Below are 16,689 nucleotides of genomic sequence, written 5' to 3'. Positions count from 1 at the left end.
CCGGGGCGGCGTGGCCGCCCCGGGAGAGGGCGATCAGCCGACCAGCGCCGTCAGCCGGCTCAACGGCGCCATGTGCAGGTGCGCGATGACGTTGCGCGTCTTCGGGTCCGACCGGTACTTCCACGCGCCCGACTCGTAGAGGGCCAGGACGTCGCCGCGGTACAGCGCGAGGCCCTCGCTCATGCTCGGGGCCCGGAAGCAGCTCAGTTTCCCGGGATCGAGCACCGGGCCGCGCCGGGTGACGTAGATGTTGCTGCGCTTGTCGCGGCCGTACGAGGTGCTGTAGATGAACCGGTCGCCGGTGACCAGCGCCCCCTGCGTCTTCTTCGGCACCTCGGTCCTGGTGCCCCGTTCACCCAGCGTGCCGTCGTCCTTGATCGCGTAGGTGTACATGACGTCGTGATCCGCCTCGTTGAACTGCCCGGCGTAGAGGTGCCCCTCGTACGCGGACAGGAAGTCGGCGCTGTACACCCGCTCGGCCGCGCCGTCCGCGGCGACGAAGGGGAACGCCTCGGAGGCGCCCTCGCGCACCCCCTTCAGGAACGCCTCCCGCAGCTTCGCCGGGGCGTACCGCCGCACGGTCTCGCTGCCGTTCTCGCGGCGACCCTGCACGAACGCCCAGCCGCGCGCGATGGCGATGCCGCCCGCGTGCGTGGGGGCGATCCGCAGCGTGCCGACGTGCTGCCCGCTGGCGGCGTCGATGCCGATCAGCCGGGCGTCCTCGTCCCGGGCGCGGACGCCCGGACCCGGGTCGTCGCGGTAGGCGGAGACGACCAGGAGGTCCCGGCCGCCGTTCCACCCGTACCAGACCGCGACGCCCTGAGGCGTCACGGCGTCGAGCTGGCTGTCCGGTACCCGCGCGCCCTGGCGGAACAGCCCGTCGTACCGGGCCGAGCCGGACTTGCCCGGGTAGAAGGGGTCCCGGTCGTCCACCTTCTCGTCGCAGACGATGTCCTCGCGCTCCCCGCCGCCCGGCGCGGCCGGCGGCGGCGCGGCCGTGGCGGGCGCGGCGACCGCACCGCCGTACAGCAGCGCGCAGGCGAGCGCGACCCTCCCCGAGCCGCGGGTGACTGCCCCCGTGCGTGTCATGTGGTCCTCCCCGTGTGCGCGGCGCGCCGTCCGCGCCTGCGTCGACAGGAGACGATACCGACCCCCGTCGATGCGGGCGGACCCCTACAGGACGGTGTCGGCGATCTTGAGGAAGGCGTCGTTCTCGGCCGGCGTGCCGACGGTCACGCGGACGCCGTCCCCGGCGAACGGCCGCACGATCACGCCCTCGGCCTCGCAGGCCCGCGCGAACTCCACCGACCGCTCGCCCAGCGGCAGCCAGACGAAGTTCGCCTGCGTCTCGGGTACCTCCGGCAGCAGGACCCGCACGCGGTCCGCCAGCCGGGTCCGCTCCTCGATCACGAGGTCGCAGCGGCGCCGCATCTCGTCGGCCTGGCCGAGCGCGGCCAGCGCCGCGGCCTGCGCGGTCGTGCTGGACGAGAACGGCGTGACGACCTTGCGGATCGCCCCGGCGACCTCGGGCTGGGCGACCAGGAAGCCCATCCGCAGGCCCGCCAGGCCCCACGCCTTGGACAGCGTGCGCAGTACGACGACGTTGGGGCGGTCGGCGTAGGTCAGGCCGTCGGGCACGTCGGCGTCGGTGACGAACTCCCGGTACGCCTCGTCGAGCACGACCAGCACGTCGGCGGGCACCGCGTCGAGGAACCGGTCGATCTCCGCGCGGCGCAGCGCGGTACCGGTCGGGTTGTTCGGGTTGCAGAGCAGCACGAGGCGGGTCTGCGGGGTGACCGCCGCGGCCATCGCGGCCAGGTCGTGGGCGTGGGTCGCCGTGTTCGGCACGCGGACGGCGGTGGCGCCCGAGGTCGCGGCGATGATCGGGTACGCCTCGAACGAGCGCCACGCGAAGACGACCTCGTCGCCGGGCAGGCAGGTCGCGCGGACCAGCGACTCGGCCAGCGCCACCGAGCCGCAGCCGGTGGCGATGCGGTCGGCGGCGACCCCGTACCGCTCGGCGAGCGCGGCGCGCAGCGCCAGGACGCCCATGTCGGGGTAGCGGTGCGCGGTCGCGGCGGCCTCGGTCACGGCCTCCACGACGCCGGGCAGCGGACCGTAGGGCACCTCGTTGGACGCGAGCTTGATCGCCTCGGGCAGCCCCAGCTCGCGGGCGAGGTCGGCCGGGCTGCGTCCGGGGACGTAGGGCGGCAGCGCGTCGAGGTCGGGTCGGGTCAGCTTGGTCACGGGTTGCCTCCGGGTAGGTGCGGACCGGCGGCGCCGGTGCCGGGTTGCCGCGGCGCGGCGGCCACCACGACGGTCTGGGCGGCGCGGTCGTGCAGCGCCTGCCGCAGCGGCTGGTCGAGCAGCGCCACCGCGCAGCTCACGAACTGGAGCACGAAACCGATGCACCAACACCACAGGACGGTGGCGAGGCCCAGCGGGTTCCATCGCATGATCGCCCGCCGGACGCCGAGCGGCCCGGGCTGATCCAGTCGGACCACCCGGACGTGGGCCAGCCGCTTGCCGGGGGTCTGGCCGGTCTGGGCCAGCGCCGGGATCTCGTACGCCGCCCACATCGCGGCGGTGAGCACCAGGACCGCGATGAGGTACCGGCCGGCGTCGGGCGTCGCGGGCGGGTCGGCGACCTCACCGCGGCGCGAGGCCGCCCAGATCTCGCCGACCGCCGGCGCCATGACCTGGCCGAGCTTCCACAGGAACCAGGAGTTCACCACCAGGCTGAGCAGCCCGACGGCGGCGATGTCGACGAGTCGGGCGACGAGCCGGGCGCCCAGCGGCGCGATCGGCAGCCCGTGGACGAGCGCCGGCACCCCGGGCGGGAGCGGCACTCCGGCCGGGTGCGGCGGCGCGGCCGGGCCGCCCGCGGGCGGGGCCGGTGCCGGCGGCGGGGCCGGGGGTGGCGGCCCGGCCGGCGGCGGGGCGTCGGCGGGCAGGGGCGCGCCGAGCCAGCCCTCGCCGTCCCAGTAGCGCTGGGTGCTGCGGTCGGCGGGGTCGGGGTACCAGCCGGGGGGCAGGGTCACCGCGGGTCCTCGACGACGACGGTGTCGGCCAGCTTGTCGTGCAGGCACTGCCGGTACGGCTTGTCCCAGAGCTGCCAGAGGCCGTCGAGCAGGAGCAGGCCGGGCACGAAGCCGGTCGCCAGCGACGCCAGCAGCCAGCGCCGGCCGAGCATCCCGCGGGTCAGCGCGGCGCCCGGCGCCAGCGGCACGACCCGGATGCCCAGGGCGCGGCGGCCGGGGGTCTGGCCGGTCCGGCGGCACATCTCCACGTAGTAGACCCAGGACAGGCCCCCGGACAGCGCAAAAAGCACCCCGTACATCAGGACCGTGCCGACGACGAGCAGGGCCGTACCGCGCTCGTCGTCCACCTCCGCGGGGCTCAGGGCGAGCCCGAGCAGGACGGCCGCCAGCAGGACGGGCAGGAACGCGGCCATGGTCACCGCGCCCAGGACGAGAATGTCGATCAGGAACGCGCCGAGCCGCGGGCCGAACCCGGCCAGCGGCTGCCCGGCGGGGCTGCGCGGCACCGGCGGCGGGCCGTACCCGTCCGCGGGGTGCCGGGGGTCGGTCGGTTCCGTCATGCGCTCACCTTCGCCGCGTTCGGGGTCCGCCGGGACGGCGGCGGGGCAGGCCGTCGGCCCGGCCGGACGTCCGGCCGGGCCGAGGTCGCCCGTTTCTGCTGGGTTTGTCACCCAGACAGTCTTACAGGTTGCCGCGCTGGTCCTGCTCGCGCTCGATCGCCTCGAACAGCGCCTTGAAGTTGCCCTTGCCGAAGCCCAGCGAGCCGTGCCGCTCGATCAGCTCGTAGAACACCGTCGGGCGGTCCTGCTGCGGCTTGGTGAAGATCTGGAGAAGATAGCCGTCCTCGTCCCGGTCCACCAGGATCTTGCGCTTCTTCAGCTCCTCGACCGGCACGCGGACGTTGCCGATGCGCTCGCGCAGCTCCGGGTCGTCGTAGTAGGAGTCCGGGGTCGCCAGGAACTCCACGCCCGCCGCGCGCATCGCGTCGACGCTGGCCAGGATGTCGTTGGTGGCCAGGGCGATGTGCTGGGCGCCGGGGCCGCCGTAGAACTCCAGGTACTCGTCGATCTGCGACTTCTTCTTGGCGATCGCCGGCTCGTTGAGCGGGAACTTCACCTTCCGCGTACCGGAGGCCACGACCTTGCTCATCAGCGCCGAGTAGTCCGTCGCGATGTCGTCGCCGACGAACTCGGCCATGTTGATGAAGCCCATGACCCGGTTGTAGAACGAGACCCACTCGTCCATCCGGCCCAGCTCGACGTTGCCGACGATGTGGTCGACCGCCTGGAAGAACCGCTTCGGCGCGCCGGGGGCCTTGGCCACCAGCGGCTCGCGGGCCACGAAGCCGGGCAGGAACGGGCCGCTGTAGCCGGACCGGTCGACCAGCACGTGCCGGGTCTCGCCGTAGGTGGCGATCGAGGCGACGCGGACGGTGCCGTACTCGTCCTTGAGGTCCGTCGGCTCCATCAGGCCGGTCGCGCCCTGGGAGATCGCGTACGCGTAGTTGCGGTCGACGTCGGGCACCTCCAGCGCGATCTCGATGACGCCGTCGCCGTGCCGCGCGTAGTGCTGGGTGGCCTCGGAGTCGGCCCGGACGCCGCCGGCGAGGACGAACCGGACGCCGCCGGAGCTGAGCACGTACTCGGCGTGCTCCCGGTACCCCTGCTCGGGGCCGCGGTAGGCGACGAGCGTCATGCCGAACGCCGTCGAGTAGTAGTGGGCGGCCTGCTTGGCGTTGCCGACGTAGAACCGGACGTGGTCCCAGCCCTTGAGCGGGAAGGGGTCCTGCGAGATGTCGTGCGCCACGGCGCCGACGAGGTCGTCGGCGTCGACCTCGGCGTCGAGGTCGGTCACGAGATCGGTCATGGCGTGAGCCCTTTCCCTGCGGCGATGGGACCCCGAGCATGCCGAACACTGGCCGGCTGGGCAACTGGCCCCTAAGCTGCTGGTCAGCTTGTGCGCAACGGTACCCAGCACCGCGGTACCGCTGCACAATCTGACCAGCCCCGAAGGGGTCACCCGGTCATTCGACCCAGCCGCGCGGGCGGCCGAGAGGAGCGGCCGTGCCCACCGGCGCCGGCCCCACGGCGATCGATGCGCTCGACGCGCGGCTGGTCGACCTGCTCACCGCCGAGCCCCGCATCGGCGTCCTCGAACTGTCCCGGCGCCTGCGCGTGGCCCGCGGGACCGTCCAGGCGCGGCTCGACAAGCTCCAGGCCCGGGGCGTGATCAAGGGCTTCGGGCCGGAGATCGAGCCGGCCGCCCTCGGCTACCGGGTGATGGCCTTCGTGACGCTGGAGATCCGGCAGCGGTACGGGCACCACGCCGTCGCCGACCACCTGCGCGACATCCCGGAGGTGCTGGAGGCGCACACGATCTCCGGGGCCGGCGACCTGCTGTGCCGGATCGTCGCGCGCTCGAACGCCGACCTGCAGCGCGTCCTGGACCACGTGGTGGGGTACGACGGCATCGTGCGCGCCTCGACGTTCATCGCGCTGGCGGAGCGGATCCCGCTGCGCACCCTCCCGCTGGTCCAGGCCGCGGTCGGCGTGCCCCTGCCGCCCACGGAGCCGCCCGCCGACGCCGCCGGCTGAGCGGCGGACCGGGCCGCGCTGCGCCCGGCGCCGCCGGGTGCGTACGGTGCTCGGGTGTCGCGTCTCAGGTCCTGCGTCCCGTGCTGGCTGGGGCTCGCGGCGGCCGTCCTGGTCGCCCTCGCCGCGACCGGCGTCTGGAACCCGGTCGCGCCGCTGTGGCACCTGGTCGCCGGGCCGGACCTGGCCGGCGGCGGGCTGCTCTGGCAGCAGCGCCTCGACGGCGCCCCGCGCGACCTGACCCTCACCGGGGACGTCCTGGTGGCCGAGCACCGGGCGCACACCGAGGTGCGGGCGCTCGCCGACGGGCGCCGGCTGTGGCGCGACGAGGTCCCCTGGTCCGCCGTGGGCGGCGACGGCGCCGACGCGGTCGTGGTCACCGGCGACCGGTCGGGGCGCGGGTACCTGGTCCGGGACCCGGCCAGCGGGCGGCACCTGCGGGAGGAGCGCGCCGCGGTGGCCGTGTGGGCGTACCGGGACGCGGTCCTGGACCTGGCCTGCGGCGCGCCCGCCGACTGCGCGCTCACCGCCTGGCCGCCGCGGGGCAGCCGACCGCTGTGGCGGGTGCCCGTACCGGCGCCGGACTTCGCGCTGCGCGGCGACCACCCCCGCCTGCGCGCCCCCACCCCGCTCGGCGCCGAAGCGGGCGGCCCCGCGCCGATGCCGGCCCTGCTGGCGGTACCGGCGGCCGACGGCACGCACGTCGTGGACACCCTCGTCGGCCGGCTCGCCCGCACCGTGCCGCCCGCGTCCGGCGAGCGGGTCGTGGCGGCGGGCGGCCGGCTGCTGTGGCTGCGCGCCGCGGCCGAGGGCGGCGCCTGCCGCGGTACCGTCACCGCCACCGACCCGGCCGCCGACCCCGTGGCCGCGGCGCCCACCTGGCAGCGCGCCGACCTGGACCCGCGCGCCGCCCGGCCCGGCTGCGCGCCGGCCGACCCGGTCGGCGCCGGCAACGTCCTGCGCGCGGCCGATGGCGCGACGGCCGTCCTGGTCGACGCGCACGACGGCCGGGACCTGTGGCGCGGCCCCGGCGAGCCGCTGGCCGTGGACGACCGGGGGGCGCTGGTCCGCGAGGGCGGCGTCCTGCACGCCGTGGCGTTCGGCGGCGCGGGCGGGGCCGGCTGGCGCCGGCCGGTCGGCGCCGCGGCCACGGCCGTCCTGACCCCGTACGCCGCCGTCGTCGCCGACCGCGCGGCCGGGCGGGTGGCGCTCCTGCGGCCCGACACCGGCCAGGAGCTGCGCACGCTGCGCTCGGCCGCCGAGGTGGCCGCGGTCGGGGCGCACGGGGTGCTGCTGGCCGACGGCGGCGACATCGGCTACGCCCGCTACTCCCCCTGAGGCCCCGGGAGCCGCGGCCGGGATTACCCTGGCCAGTTATGAGCAACGCCGACTTCGCCCACAGCCCCCTGCTGCCGCTGGGTACCGACACCACCGAGTACCGGCTGGTCACCGACGAGGGCGTCGACGTGGTCGAGGGTCCCGGCGGCCGGCGGTTCCTGACCGTCGAGCCGGCGGCGCTCACCCTGCTCACCGCCGAGGCGATGCACGACATCGCGCACTTCCTGCGCCCCGCGCACCTGGCCCAGCTCCGCCGCATCCTGGACGACCCTGCCGCCAGCGCCAACGACAGGTTCGTGGCCCTGGACCTGCTGCGCAACGCCAACATCGCCGCCGGCGGCGTGCTGCCGATGTGCCAGGACACCGGCACCGCGATCGTCATGGGCAAGCGCGGCCGGCACGTGCTCACCGACGGCCGCGACGAGGAGGCGCTCGCCCGCGGGGTGTACGAGGCGTACACCCGGCTCAACCTGCGGTACTCCCAGCTCGCCCCGCTGACGATGTGGGACGAGAGGAACACCGGCACCAACCTGCCGGCGCAGATCGAGCTGTACGCCGAGGACCCGGGCGGGGCGCCGGACGCCTACAAGTTCCTGTTCATGGCCAAGGGCGGCGGCTCGGCGAACAAGTCCTACCTGTACCAGGAGACCAAGGCGCTGCTGAACCCCACCCGGATGATGCAGTTCCTGGAGGAGAAGCTGCGGCTGATCGGCACCGCGGCCTGCCCGCCGTACCACCTGGCCGTCGTCGTCGGCGGCACCAGCGGCGAGTTCGCGCTCAAGACCGCCAAGTACGCCTCGGCCAAGTACCTGGACAGCCTGCCGACCGCCGGCGGCATGACCGCCCACGGCTTCCGGGACCGGGAGCTGGAGGAGCAGGTGCTGGAGCTGACCCGGCAGTTCGGGATCGGGGCGCAGTTCGGCGGCCGGTACTTCTGCCACGACGTGCGCGTCGTGCGGCTGCCGCGGCACGGCGCCTCGTGCCCCGTGGCGATCGCGGTGTCGTGCTCGGCGGACCGGCAGGCCGTCGCCAAGATCACGCCGTCGGGCGTGTGGCTGGAGAAGCTGGACACCGACCCGGCCCGGTACCTGCCCGACGTGACCGACACCGCGCTCGACGGCGGACAGGTCGTCCGGGTGGACCTGAACCGGCCGATGGACGAGATCCGCGCCGAGCTGTCCCGGTACCCCGTGAAGACCCGGCTGTCGCTGACCGGCCCCCTGGTGGTCGCGCGCGACATCGCCCACGCGAAGATCGCCGAGCGGTTGGACGCCGGGCACCCGATGCCGGCGTACCTGGGCGACCACGCGGTCTACTACGCCGGCCCGGCCAAGACGCCCGAGGGCTACGCGTCCGGCTCCTTCGGCCCGACCACGGCCGGGCGGATGGACTCCTACGTGGAGAAATTCCAGGCGGCCGGCGGCTCGCTGGTGATGCTGGCCAAGGGCAACCGGTCGGCGCAGGTGACCCGGGCCTGCCGGGAGTACGGCGGCTTCTACCTCGGCTCGATCGGCGGCCCGGCCGCGCGGCTGGCGCAGGACTGCATCCGCTCGGTCGAGGTGCTGGAGTACCCCGAGCTGGGCATGGAGGCGGTCTGGAAGATCCAGGTCGAGGACTTCCCGGCGTTCATCGTCGTCGACGACAAGGGCAACGACTTCTTCGCCGCCACCGCCACCCCGACCCTGACCATCGGCCCCGGGCCGCGCTGACCGCCGCTACTCGATCCGCCGGGACTTGGGGTTGTAGAACGGCCCGGCCACGATCACCGGTTCGCCGCTGAGGTAGTACTCGGCGTCGTCGCGGGTCGCGGGCACGCCGGCCCGGAGCTGCTCGAACGCCACCAGGTGCGGCCCGGCCACGGCCCAGCCGGGCACCCAGGTGCGGACCGCCTCGGAGCGGTCCAGGGTGAAGCCGGCGCGCAGGGCGCCGGTGCGGGTGTCCAGCTCGGCGACCCGGTTCTGCGCGGTCACGACGTACAGGCTGTCGGCGTGGCTGGCGAGCAGGTGCCGGACGGCGGGCGCACCCGGTACCACCAGTTCGCGCGGCGCGCCGGGGCGGCCGGGCGGCGCCGCCGGAATCCCGGGCAGCGGGGTACCGGGCCGCAGTCCGCCGACCCCCGGCGGAATCCCCAGCAGCGCCGCGGTCGCGGGGTCCGGCCGGACCGGGACCGCGGGCGCCCGCCACCGCCACAGCGCCGGGCCGCCGGCCGCGGGGCCGACGACGACGGCACCGTCCGCGAGGGTGGCCGCCAGCACCTGCCCGCGGCCGTCGGCCATCGCCAGCGCGCCGGGGTTGTCGAGCCCCGCGGCCCGGGCGGGCCGGCCCGCGGCGAGCAGCCAGCCCTCGCCCCGCGGGCCGGGCGCGCCGGGGCGGGCGACGCGCAGGGCGACGCAGGCCGAGCGGGCGGGCGCGCAGGCCAGCGGCGTCACCGCGCCGCCGGCCGCCCAGGTGTCCCGCAGCCGCCCGGTCCGCGGGTCCCGGAACTCCACGGTCTCCGGCCCGCAGCCGCGGACGACCGCGTACCGGCCGTCGGTCGTGGTGAAGCTCTCCACCGGGCACGCGCCGGCCGGCTCCCGCCAGCGGACCGCGCCCGCCGGGTCGTAGGCCACCGTCTCGGTCCGCCCGCGGACGATCACGGTGTCCGCGGCGGTGTGCATCCCGTCGGGGGCGTAGACGCTGCCGGCGCCGTCGCGGCGCCCGGTGTACCGCGCGCCGGCGGGGACCGCCGGGCCGGGCTGGCGCCAGGCGACCGCGCCGGAGCGCACGTCGGTGGCCGTCAGCTCCCCGTCGGACCACCGGGTCACCGCCCGGCCGGCGGCCACGACCACCCCGAGCACCTGCTGCGGCCAGCGCCGCAGCGACCAGTACGGACTGGCCTGGAACCGCTGGTTGCCCGGCCCGTCGGCCTTCACCTGGTACTTGTTCGCGTACACCCGCACCTGCTCGCCGACGAACAGCGGCGCGTCGGCGAACCGCCCGTACCCCCGCAGCGGCGTCGTCGGGCCGGCCGGGTACGGGCCGCGGGCCAGCGTGAGCACCTCGGCGGGCCGCAGGGTGCGGTACGCGGCGAGCGCGCCGAGCCCGGCGAGGAGCGCGCACGCCAGGAGCACAGCCAGCGGGCCGCGGACCCGCGGGCGGCGACCGGTAGAGCCGTCGTCCATGGTGCTGCACACTACCCAGCGGCGGCACCCCCGCCGTATCCCGGACCGGCGCCGCGGGCGGGCTAGGCCGCCGGGGCGCCGGGGTCGTCCCGGCGGCGGGCCGCCGCGGCGGCGAGGTCGGCCAGCTCCTGGCGCAGGGCGCCCTCCGCGGTGCGGACGGCGAGCCCTCCGAGGACGACCTCCAGCAGCCGCGCCCGCCGGCCCTCGGCGTGCCCGTGCTGGGCGACGGTGACGAGCGTCTCGCCGAGGTGCCGGCCGCTGGTCACGGGCGTGATCGTGTAGGAGGTGCGGTAGGCGGCGCCGTCGCCGGGCGAGGTGATGACGAAGCGCCGGCCGGGGACGCACTCGTCCACCCGGTACTCCTCCGCGACCTGCTCGCCGTCGGGCATCCGGTGGGTCTCGCGCCACCGGGTGCCGACCGCGAACGGCGGCGGCGTCAGCGCCTCCACCGCGCCCGCGGTGGACAGCCACTCCCGCCGGCCCGCGACGTCGGCGAGCAGGTCCCAGACCAGCCCGTCCGGCGCGGCCACATGCTGCGTCACGGTGATCGTCGACACGCGCACCCCCTGTTACCCCTCAACCTAGCCCGCCGCCGGGGTGGGGCGGCGGGTCCCGCGCGGCGACGCGGTCATTTCCGCTGATCCAGGTCGGATCAGCGGAAACAGGGCGGCCTCGTGCCCGCACAGCGCCGGGCGGAGGCAGGCGGGGTCAGCGGGACGGCAGGACGGTGGCGGTGACCTCCCCCAGGGCCAGCACGGCGCCGTCGCGGCCCGGGGCGGTGGCGCGCACGGTGACCGTGTCGCCGTCCTCCAGGAAGGTGCGCTTGGCGTCGCCGACCGTCACCGGCTCCGCGCCGCCCCAGGTCAGCTCCAGGAAGGAGCCCGTCTGGTCCCGCTCGGGGCCGGAGACGGTGCCCGAGGCGTACAGGTCGCCGGGGCGCACCGAGGCGCCGTTGACGGTCAGGTGCGCGAGCTGCTGGGCCGGCGTCCAGTACATCGGCGCGAACGGCGGCCGCGAGACGACCGTGCCGTTCCACTCCACCTCCAGCGCCAGGTCCAGGCCCCGGTGCCCGCCGCCGGACAGGTACGGCAGCACGGCCGGGTCCTGCGCGGGCGCCGGCACCCAGGCGGCCTCCAGCGCCGCCAGGGGCGTCACCCAGGCGCTCACCGAGGTGGCGAAGCTCTTGCCGAGGAACGGGCCGAGCGGCTGGTACTCCCACGCCTGGATGTCCCGGGCCGACCAGTCGTTGACCAGCACCACCCCGAACACGTGGTCGGCGAAGTCGGCGACGCCGACCCGGTCGCCGAGGGCGGTGCCGGCGCCGACGACGAACCCGACCTCCGCCTCGATGTCCAGCCGGCCCGTGGGGCCGTAGGTCGGGACGTCGGCCGTGGGCGCCTTGCGCTGCCCGCAGGGGCGCACGACGTCGGTGCCGGAGACGACGACCGTGCCGGCGCGGCCGTGGTACCCGATCGGCAGGTGCTTCCAGTTCGGCAGCAGCGGCGGCGAACCCGGGCGGAACAGCGCGCCGACGTTGGCGGCGTGGTGCTCCGAGGAGTAGAAGTCGACGTAGTCGCCGACGGCGAAGGGCAGCAGCAGCGTGACGTCGGTCAGCGGGTACACCAGGCCGTCGAGCGTGGCGGACTCGTCGCGCAGCAGCGTGGTGATCCGGTCCCGGGCCGCGGTCCAGGCCGCCCGGCCCTGCGCGAGGTGCGCGTTGAGCGTCGGCTGCCCGAACGCGCCACCGGCGTCGATCAGGCCGGCGGCCTCGGCGCCGCCGAGGTCGAGCACCGCGTCGCCGACGCGGACGCCGACGCGCGGCGCGACCCCGCCGTAGGTGAACACCCCGTAGGGCAGGTGGTGGATGCCGAACGGTCCGGTCAGGTCAAGCACGTGCACTCCTCGGCGCGGGCGGTGGTCAGGGGATCTGGATGAGTCCGAGCCGGGCCAGGTCCTCCAGTGGCTCGGCCACGCTGCACGAGCCGTACCCGACCCACAGCGGGCGCGCGTCGGTCAGCCGGTCGGCGGCGGCGGCGACCAGCGGCTCCGGGTCGGTCGCGGCGAGCAGCGCGGCGGTCTCGTCGACCTCGGCGTCGCGCGCCGCGGCCAGCGCCGCCACGACGACGTTGAGGAAGCCGTGGTGGGTGAAGCCGGTACCGGCGTCCGTGTACCGGACGGCCCGGTGCAGCCCCGCGGTGAGCTTGAACGGCAGCTCCCGGTCCCGGCAGGCGCAGATCACGGCGGCCAGCTCCACGGGCGTGGGGAACAGCTCGGCGGCCAGCCCGCCGGTGCGGAACTTGGGCGCGACGGACACCCCGTCGGCGCGGGCCTGCGCCACCGCGTCGAGGGCGCCCAGCAGCCCGGCGGCCAGCGGAATCTCGGCATAGCCGCGTAGCTGGGGGCGGGACCGGTAGTGCCCGACCAGTGCCGCGAGGCCGGGCTGCGGGTCCTCGCCGCGCTTGGCCACCGCGACCTCGGCCTGCCGGATCTCCAGGCGCGGGTCGGCTTTCGCCAGGGCGGCCGGGAGGCCGGCGACGCCGGTGTCGCCGATCAGCCCGGCGGTCATCCGCTCCCCGTCGCCGAGCAGGTCCGCGGCGGCCGCCAGGGCGGAGGCGGGCAGCAGGAGCGGGCCGACCATCGGGGCGTACCAGGCGGCGCGGTGGGTGCGGTGGGCCGACACGGCCTCGGGCAGCGGTGCGCTGCCGGGCGGGAAGACCGCGGCGTCGTCGACGAGCCCGGCGAACAGGGCGGGGACGGCCGGCGCGGTCCCGGCGGGGCCCGGCGCGGCGGCGGGCGCGGACTGCTGCGTTGACACAGCACACAACCTAGTGGACGCTACAGAGAGCGGACAACAACGTCCGATTACCGGACAGCAGGTCACCAGATCATCGGGTCACCGGATCGCCGGTCGTCGGATCGCCGGGCCGTCCGGTCGTTGGATCCTCGGGTCGTCGGATCGCGGCCGCTCTCCCGTCCCACGCCACGGACCGCTCGGGAGGCCGACCATGCCGTACTACCGCAGCCTCGGCGAGGTGCCGCGCAAGCGGCACACGCAGTTCCGCAGGCCCGACGGCGGCCTGTACGCCGAGGAGCTGATGGGCCAGGAGGGCTTCTCCTCCGACTCGTCCCTGCTGTACCACCGCCACGCCCCCACGGCCATCGTCGCCGCCGAGGCGTACACCCCGCCGGCCTGGAGCCGCCAGCCGAACCGGCCGCTCAAGCCGCGTCACCTCGTCACCCACAAGCTGGACACCACGGGCGCCGACGCGGTCCTCGGCCGGCAGCACCTGCTGGCCAACGACGACGTCCGGCTCTCCTACGTCGTGGCCGACACCCCCTCGCCGCTGTACCGCAACGCCGTCGGCGACGAGTGCCTGTACGTCGAGGCCGGCGCCGCCCGGATCGAGACCACCTTCGGCGTCCTCGACGCCGTGGCCGGCGACTACGTCCTCATCCCCACTTCGGTCATCTTCCGGGTGGTGCCCACCGGCGACGCGCCGGTGCGCCTGTTCGTCATCGAGGCCAGCGGGCACATCGGGCCGCCGAAGCGGTTCCTGTCGGTGCGCGGCCAGTTCCTGGAGCACGCCCCGTACTGCGAGCGCGACATCCGCGGCCCGCACGAGCTGATCCACGTGGACGCCGCGGACGTGGACGTGCTCGTCCAGCACCGCCGCGGCTGGACCCGGCACACCTACGCCCGGCACCCGTTCGACGTCGTGGGCTGGGACGGGATGCAGTACCCCTGGATCTTCTCGATCCACGACTACGAGCCGATCACCGGCCGCATCCACCAGCCGCCGCCGGCCCACCAGACCTTCCAGGGGCCGAACTTCGTCATCTGCTCGTTCGTCCCGCGCAAGGTCGACTACCACCCGCTGGCGATCCCGGTGCCGTACAACCACCACAACGTCGACTCCGACGAGGTGCTGTTCTACACCGGCGGCAACTACGAGGCCCGGCGCGGCTCGGGCATCGGGCAGGGGTCGATCTCGCTGCACCCGTCCGGCTTCACCCACGGCCCGCAGCCGGGTGCGGCCGAGCGGTCGATCGGCGCCGAGTACTTCGACGAGCTGGCCGTGATGGTCGACACGTTCCGCCCCCTGGACCTGTGCGAGCCGGCGCTGGCCGTCGAGGACGAGAACTACGCCTGGACCTGGAACCGCCAGCCGTAGGCCGCGAGCACGGGGGTGGTCGGGCCGACCACCCCCGTTCGGGTTATTACCGAGTCAGGATGGATCCGCCGAACGGCGGGTTGCGTCGTACCGACATGAACAGCACTGGACCCGACGCCGCCGCGGCGTCGCACCGTCGGCGCGGCAGACGCCGACTCTTTCTCTCCGGCACGTCCCTCCTGGCGATAGGTGCCGCGTTCGCGCTGTTCACCCCCGCGATGTCCCCCAGCGCGGCCGCCCGGACCGCCCCCGCCGACCCCGCCGAACCCGCCCCCGAAGGCCCGTCGGGCACGCATCCGTGTACGGCCGACGACGCGCTGGCCGGCGGCGGTACCACCCACGCCGGGCTGACCCTCGGCCAGGTGAGGGCGCGGCTCCGCGCCGGTGCGGACGTACGGGTGGTCGGTGAGGATGGGTGGTGCACGCCGCTCACCCGGGACTACCGCCCCCAGCGCACCAACCTCTACCTGGAGAACGGCCTCGTCGTCCGCTCGTCGATGGGATGAGACCATGCGCACACGCCTGACCCGGTCCGCGGTGCTCGGCACCGCCGTCCTGACCGCCTTCCTGACCACCGGCTGCGCCGACCCCGCGGCCGCCCCCGAAGCCGCACCGGCCAGCCCGGCGCCCGGTTCGATGCCGCCGGACGGCTTCGCGCCGCCCTCGGCGGCTCCGCCGGACACCCGGGGCGGGGCGCCGGACCAGTCCGGCACGCCGTGCACGGCGGCGGAGCGGGCGGCGATGTTCCCGAAGCCGACGCCGTACGCCGGCCTCACGGTCGCCCAGCTCCAGACCAAGGTCGGCGCGAACACGCCGGTCCGGGTCATCGGCGCGGACGACCGCTGCTACACGGTCACCCTCGACCTGCGCGCGGGCCGGGTGAACGTCTACCTGACCGCCGGCAAGGTCACCGCGTCCTTCACCGAAACCGCCTAGCAGTCCCGCTCACCCGTCGATGTCGTCGTTACCCCGGTAGAACGGGGACCGAGATCGACGGGTGAGCGGGGATGACGACCCTGCGGCCGGGATGGTCGGGCTTGGCCGCCGGCCTGGAGCCGGGGCGCCTTCGCCGGACGGGCGTGGGCTAGCGGGCACGCCAGGCGAGCAGGAGCGCGGCGGCGGTTGCCGCGGCGGTCGGCCACCAGCCGGCTCCGGCCGCCCCTGCGGCGAGTGCCCCCGCCGTGAGCAGGGCGCCGGCCAGGGCTGCGAGCCGGTACCGGCCGGGGGCCGGCTGTCGACCAGACCGCCACCAGAGCACCGCCGCGGCGGCGACGACCACGAGCGCGGCGAGCGCGGCCAGCAGCCGGGCGGCCCCGTCCAGCACCGGCAGCCCCAGCAGCACCACCAGCCCGGCACCGCCGGCGGTACCGCACACGCGCCGCCCGAAGCCCGCCCCGCCCGCCGGTGCCGCGGCCGCGCCGCCGTCCGCGGCTGGATACCCGCCCCCGGACGGCGTGGCGGCGGCCCGCGGCCCGGCTCCGGACGGCGGCGCGGCCGCCGCGGGACGATCAGCCGCCGGCCGGGAGGCCGCGAATCGCCGCCCCGCCTCCGCCGAGCCCTCGCCCTTGCCACGACGGCCCGCACCGCCGCGGCCGCGGTCGGTCGCACCGCGGTCGCGGGCGGCATCGCCGTGGTCGGTCTCACCGCGGTCGTGCGTCGGCGGCGTCGGTGCGCGCGCGGCGGCCGCCTTGAGGGACGTACCGGATGCGGCGAGGCCCAGCAGGTGCTCCAGAGCCTGGTGCTGGCGGCGGAGGGCGAGGCGGCCCACGCCGGGGTCGGTGGCGAGGCTCTGCAGGTCGGGCTCGCGGTCCAGCGCCTCGGCGTACGCGCGCGCCGCCAGCTCGTACTGCCCCAGGCCCGCCGCGACCAGGCCGAGCACCAGGTGGGTGCGCGCCTGCTCCGGGGCGAGCCGGACGGCGTCCCACGCCGCCGACAGCGCGCGCGGGCCGTTGCGCGCCACCGCCAGGATGCCCGCCCCGGCGCAGAGCGCGTCCACGTCGGTCGCCCGGCCGTCGAGGATCTCGCTGCCGAGCCGCGCCGCGTCCCGGAACCGGCGCAGGTCGACCAGGGCCATCGCCCGGGTGTCGAGGACCGCGACATCGGCCGGGGCGCCCGTGAGGAACTCCAGCGCCAGCGGCGCGCGGCCGGCCGCGAGCGCGATCTGCGCCCGCAGCACCACCAGCGCCGGATCGACCTCAGCCGCGGTACCCGGGCCGCTCCGGCTCTCGACCGCCCCACCGCCGGCCGCCTCCACCTCGCCTGGCGACGCGCCCTGCACGGGGTCCGCCCCGGCTCCGCCCGCGGGCGGGGCCAGTTCGGCGAGTGCCTCGTCGTAGTGGCCGAGTGCCGCCAGCAGGAGCGCACGCTCGCGGGCCGCCGCGTCCAC

General features: G+C 75.9%; 16 protein-coding genes. 6 read left to right on the top strand and 10 right to left on the bottom strand.

Features of this window, described 5'->3' with window-relative positions:
- Nucleotides 1-33 precede the first annotated feature (33 nt).
- The 5 genes from IEY75_RS00720 to hppD form a co-directional block, all read right to left on the bottom strand.
- Nucleotides 34-1,089 (bottom strand): hypothetical protein, encoded by a 1,056-nt coding sequence (locus IEY75_RS00720; protein ID WP_189112178.1) that lies wholly within the window; start codon nucleotides 1,087-1,089, stop codon nucleotides 34-36.
- Nucleotides 1,090-1,173: 84 nt separating this feature from the next.
- Nucleotides 1,174-2,247 (bottom strand): histidinol-phosphate transaminase, encoded by a 1,074-nt coding sequence (gene hisC, locus IEY75_RS00715; protein ID WP_189112177.1) that lies wholly within the window; start codon nucleotides 2,245-2,247, stop codon nucleotides 1,174-1,176.
- The gene (locus IEY75_RS00710; RefSeq protein ID WP_189112176.1) at nucleotides 2,244-3,041 is read right to left on the bottom strand and encodes an RDD family protein; all 798 of its coding nucleotides are present in this window, start codon (nucleotides 3,039-3,041) and stop codon (nucleotides 2,244-2,246) included. The genes hisC and IEY75_RS00710 overlap by 4 nt, the downstream gene beginning before the upstream one ends.
- On the bottom strand, nucleotides 3,038-3,601 hold the full coding sequence (locus IEY75_RS00705; RefSeq protein ID WP_189112175.1) for an RDD family protein: 564 nt from the start codon (nucleotides 3,599-3,601) through the stop codon (nucleotides 3,038-3,040). Before IEY75_RS00705 ends, IEY75_RS00710 begins: the two co-directional genes overlap by 4 nt.
- Nucleotides 3,602-3,722: 121 nt before the next feature.
- Nucleotides 3,723-4,907, bottom strand: coding sequence for a 4-hydroxyphenylpyruvate dioxygenase (gene hppD / locus IEY75_RS00700; protein ID WP_189112174.1), 1,185 nt, complete (start codon nucleotides 4,905-4,907; stop codon nucleotides 3,723-3,725).
- Between the two features lie 197 nt (nucleotides 4,908-5,104).
- On the opposite strand from hppD, the gene IEY75_RS00695 reads away from it, so the two are divergent.
- From IEY75_RS00695 to IEY75_RS00685, 3 genes are read left to right on the top strand one after another with little or no spacing between them, the layout of a single operon-like run.
- Nucleotides 5,105-5,635, top strand: a complete 531-nt coding sequence (locus tag IEY75_RS00695; RefSeq protein ID WP_229789251.1) for an Lrp/AsnC family transcriptional regulator — start codon at nucleotides 5,105-5,107, stop codon at nucleotides 5,633-5,635.
- 54 nt (nucleotides 5,636-5,689) lie between these two features.
- Entirely contained in the window at nucleotides 5,690-6,970 is a 1,281-nt protein-coding gene (locus IEY75_RS00690; RefSeq protein ID WP_189112173.1) for a PQQ-binding-like beta-propeller repeat protein, read from the top strand.
- 38 nt (nucleotides 6,971-7,008) lie between these two features.
- Nucleotides 7,009-8,679, top strand: coding sequence for a fumarate hydratase (locus tag IEY75_RS00685; protein WP_189112172.1), 1,671 nt, complete (start codon nucleotides 7,009-7,011; stop codon nucleotides 8,677-8,679).
- Between the two features lie 6 nt (nucleotides 8,680-8,685).
- Here the strand turns inward: IEY75_RS00685 and IEY75_RS00680 are convergent, their stop codons facing one another.
- The 4 genes from IEY75_RS00680 to IEY75_RS00665 form a co-directional block, all read right to left on the bottom strand.
- Nucleotides 8,686-10,131 (bottom strand): outer membrane protein assembly factor BamB family protein, encoded by a 1,446-nt coding sequence (locus tag IEY75_RS00680; protein ID WP_189112171.1) that lies wholly within the window; start codon nucleotides 10,129-10,131, stop codon nucleotides 8,686-8,688.
- Between the two features lie 62 nt (nucleotides 10,132-10,193).
- Nucleotides 10,194-10,673, bottom strand: coding sequence for an SRPBCC family protein (locus IEY75_RS00675; RefSeq protein ID WP_229789250.1), 480 nt, complete (start codon nucleotides 10,671-10,673; stop codon nucleotides 10,194-10,196).
- 166 nt (nucleotides 10,674-10,839) lie between these two features.
- The gene (gene fahA / locus IEY75_RS00670; protein ID WP_229789249.1) at nucleotides 10,840-12,024 is read right to left on the bottom strand and encodes a fumarylacetoacetase; all 1,185 of its coding nucleotides are present in this window, start codon (nucleotides 12,022-12,024) and stop codon (nucleotides 10,840-10,842) included.
- Nucleotides 12,025-12,049: 25 nt separating this feature from the next.
- A complete protein-coding gene (locus IEY75_RS00665; protein ID WP_189112169.1) occupies nucleotides 12,050-12,946 on the bottom strand; it encodes a hypothetical protein in 897 nt (298 codons plus the stop codon).
- A 190-nt stretch (nucleotides 12,947-13,136) separates the two neighbouring features.
- Between IEY75_RS00665 and IEY75_RS00660 the strand changes: the two genes are divergently transcribed.
- The 3 genes from IEY75_RS00660 to IEY75_RS00650 all read left to right on the top strand — a co-directional run bounded on the left by IEY75_RS00660 (nucleotide 13,137) and on the right by IEY75_RS00650 (nucleotide 15,239).
- On the top strand, nucleotides 13,137-14,303 hold the full coding sequence (locus IEY75_RS00660; protein WP_189112168.1) for a homogentisate 1,2-dioxygenase: 1,167 nt from the start codon (nucleotides 13,137-13,139) through the stop codon (nucleotides 14,301-14,303).
- Nucleotides 14,304-14,398: 95 nt separating this feature from the next.
- A complete protein-coding gene (locus IEY75_RS00655; protein WP_189112167.1) occupies nucleotides 14,399-14,809 on the top strand; it encodes a hypothetical protein in 411 nt (136 codons plus the stop codon).
- Between the two features lie 4 nt (nucleotides 14,810-14,813).
- Complete coding sequence (locus IEY75_RS00650; RefSeq protein ID WP_189112166.1) at nucleotides 14,814-15,239, top strand: hypothetical protein; 426 nt, start codon at nucleotides 14,814-14,816, stop codon at nucleotides 15,237-15,239.
- A 148-nt stretch (nucleotides 15,240-15,387) separates the two neighbouring features.
- Here IEY75_RS00650 and IEY75_RS00645 read toward each other — a convergent pair whose 3' ends face one another.
- A complete protein-coding gene (locus tag IEY75_RS00645; RefSeq protein ID WP_189112165.1) occupies nucleotides 15,388-16,689 on the bottom strand; it encodes a tetratricopeptide repeat protein in 1,302 nt (433 codons plus the stop codon).

The organism is Pilimelia terevasa, from assembly GCF_014647915.1.
GTDB classification, from domain to species: Bacteria; Actinomycetota; Actinomycetes; order Mycobacteriales; family Micromonosporaceae; genus Pilimelia; species Pilimelia terevasa.
Note: the sequence above shows the minus strand (reverse complement) of the source record. Positions and strands in the feature narration are given on the sequence as shown.

What these genes read in the sequence shown, in the direction of transcription:
- IEY75_RS00685 (WP_189112172.1), top strand. Translation starts at nt 7,009, where the DNA reads ATGAGCAACGCCGACTTCGCCCACAGCCCCCTGCTGCCGCTGGGTACC.
- IEY75_RS00650 (WP_189112166.1), top strand. Translation starts at nt 14,814, where the DNA reads ATGCGCACACGCCTGACCCGGTCCGCGGTGCTCGGCACCGCCGTCCTG.
- IEY75_RS00720 (WP_189112178.1), bottom strand. Translation starts at nt 1,089, where the DNA reads ATGACACGCACGGGGGCAGTCACCCGCGGCTCGGGGAGGGTCGCGCTC.
- IEY75_RS00660 (WP_189112168.1), top strand. Translation starts at nt 13,137, where the DNA reads ATGCCGTACTACCGCAGCCTCGGCGAGGTGCCGCGCAAGCGGCACACG.
- hppD (WP_189112174.1), bottom strand. Translation starts at nt 4,907, where the DNA reads ATGACCGATCTCGTGACCGACCTCGACGCCGAGGTCGACGCCGACGAC.
- IEY75_RS00705 (WP_189112175.1), bottom strand. Translation starts at nt 3,601, where the DNA reads ATGACGGAACCGACCGACCCCCGGCACCCCGCGGACGGGTACGGCCCG.
- IEY75_RS00680 (WP_189112171.1), bottom strand. Translation starts at nt 10,131, where the DNA reads ATGGACGACGGCTCTACCGGTCGCCGCCCGCGGGTCCGCGGCCCGCTG.
- IEY75_RS00655 (WP_189112167.1), top strand. Translation starts at nt 14,399, where the DNA reads ATGAACAGCACTGGACCCGACGCCGCCGCGGCGTCGCACCGTCGGCGC.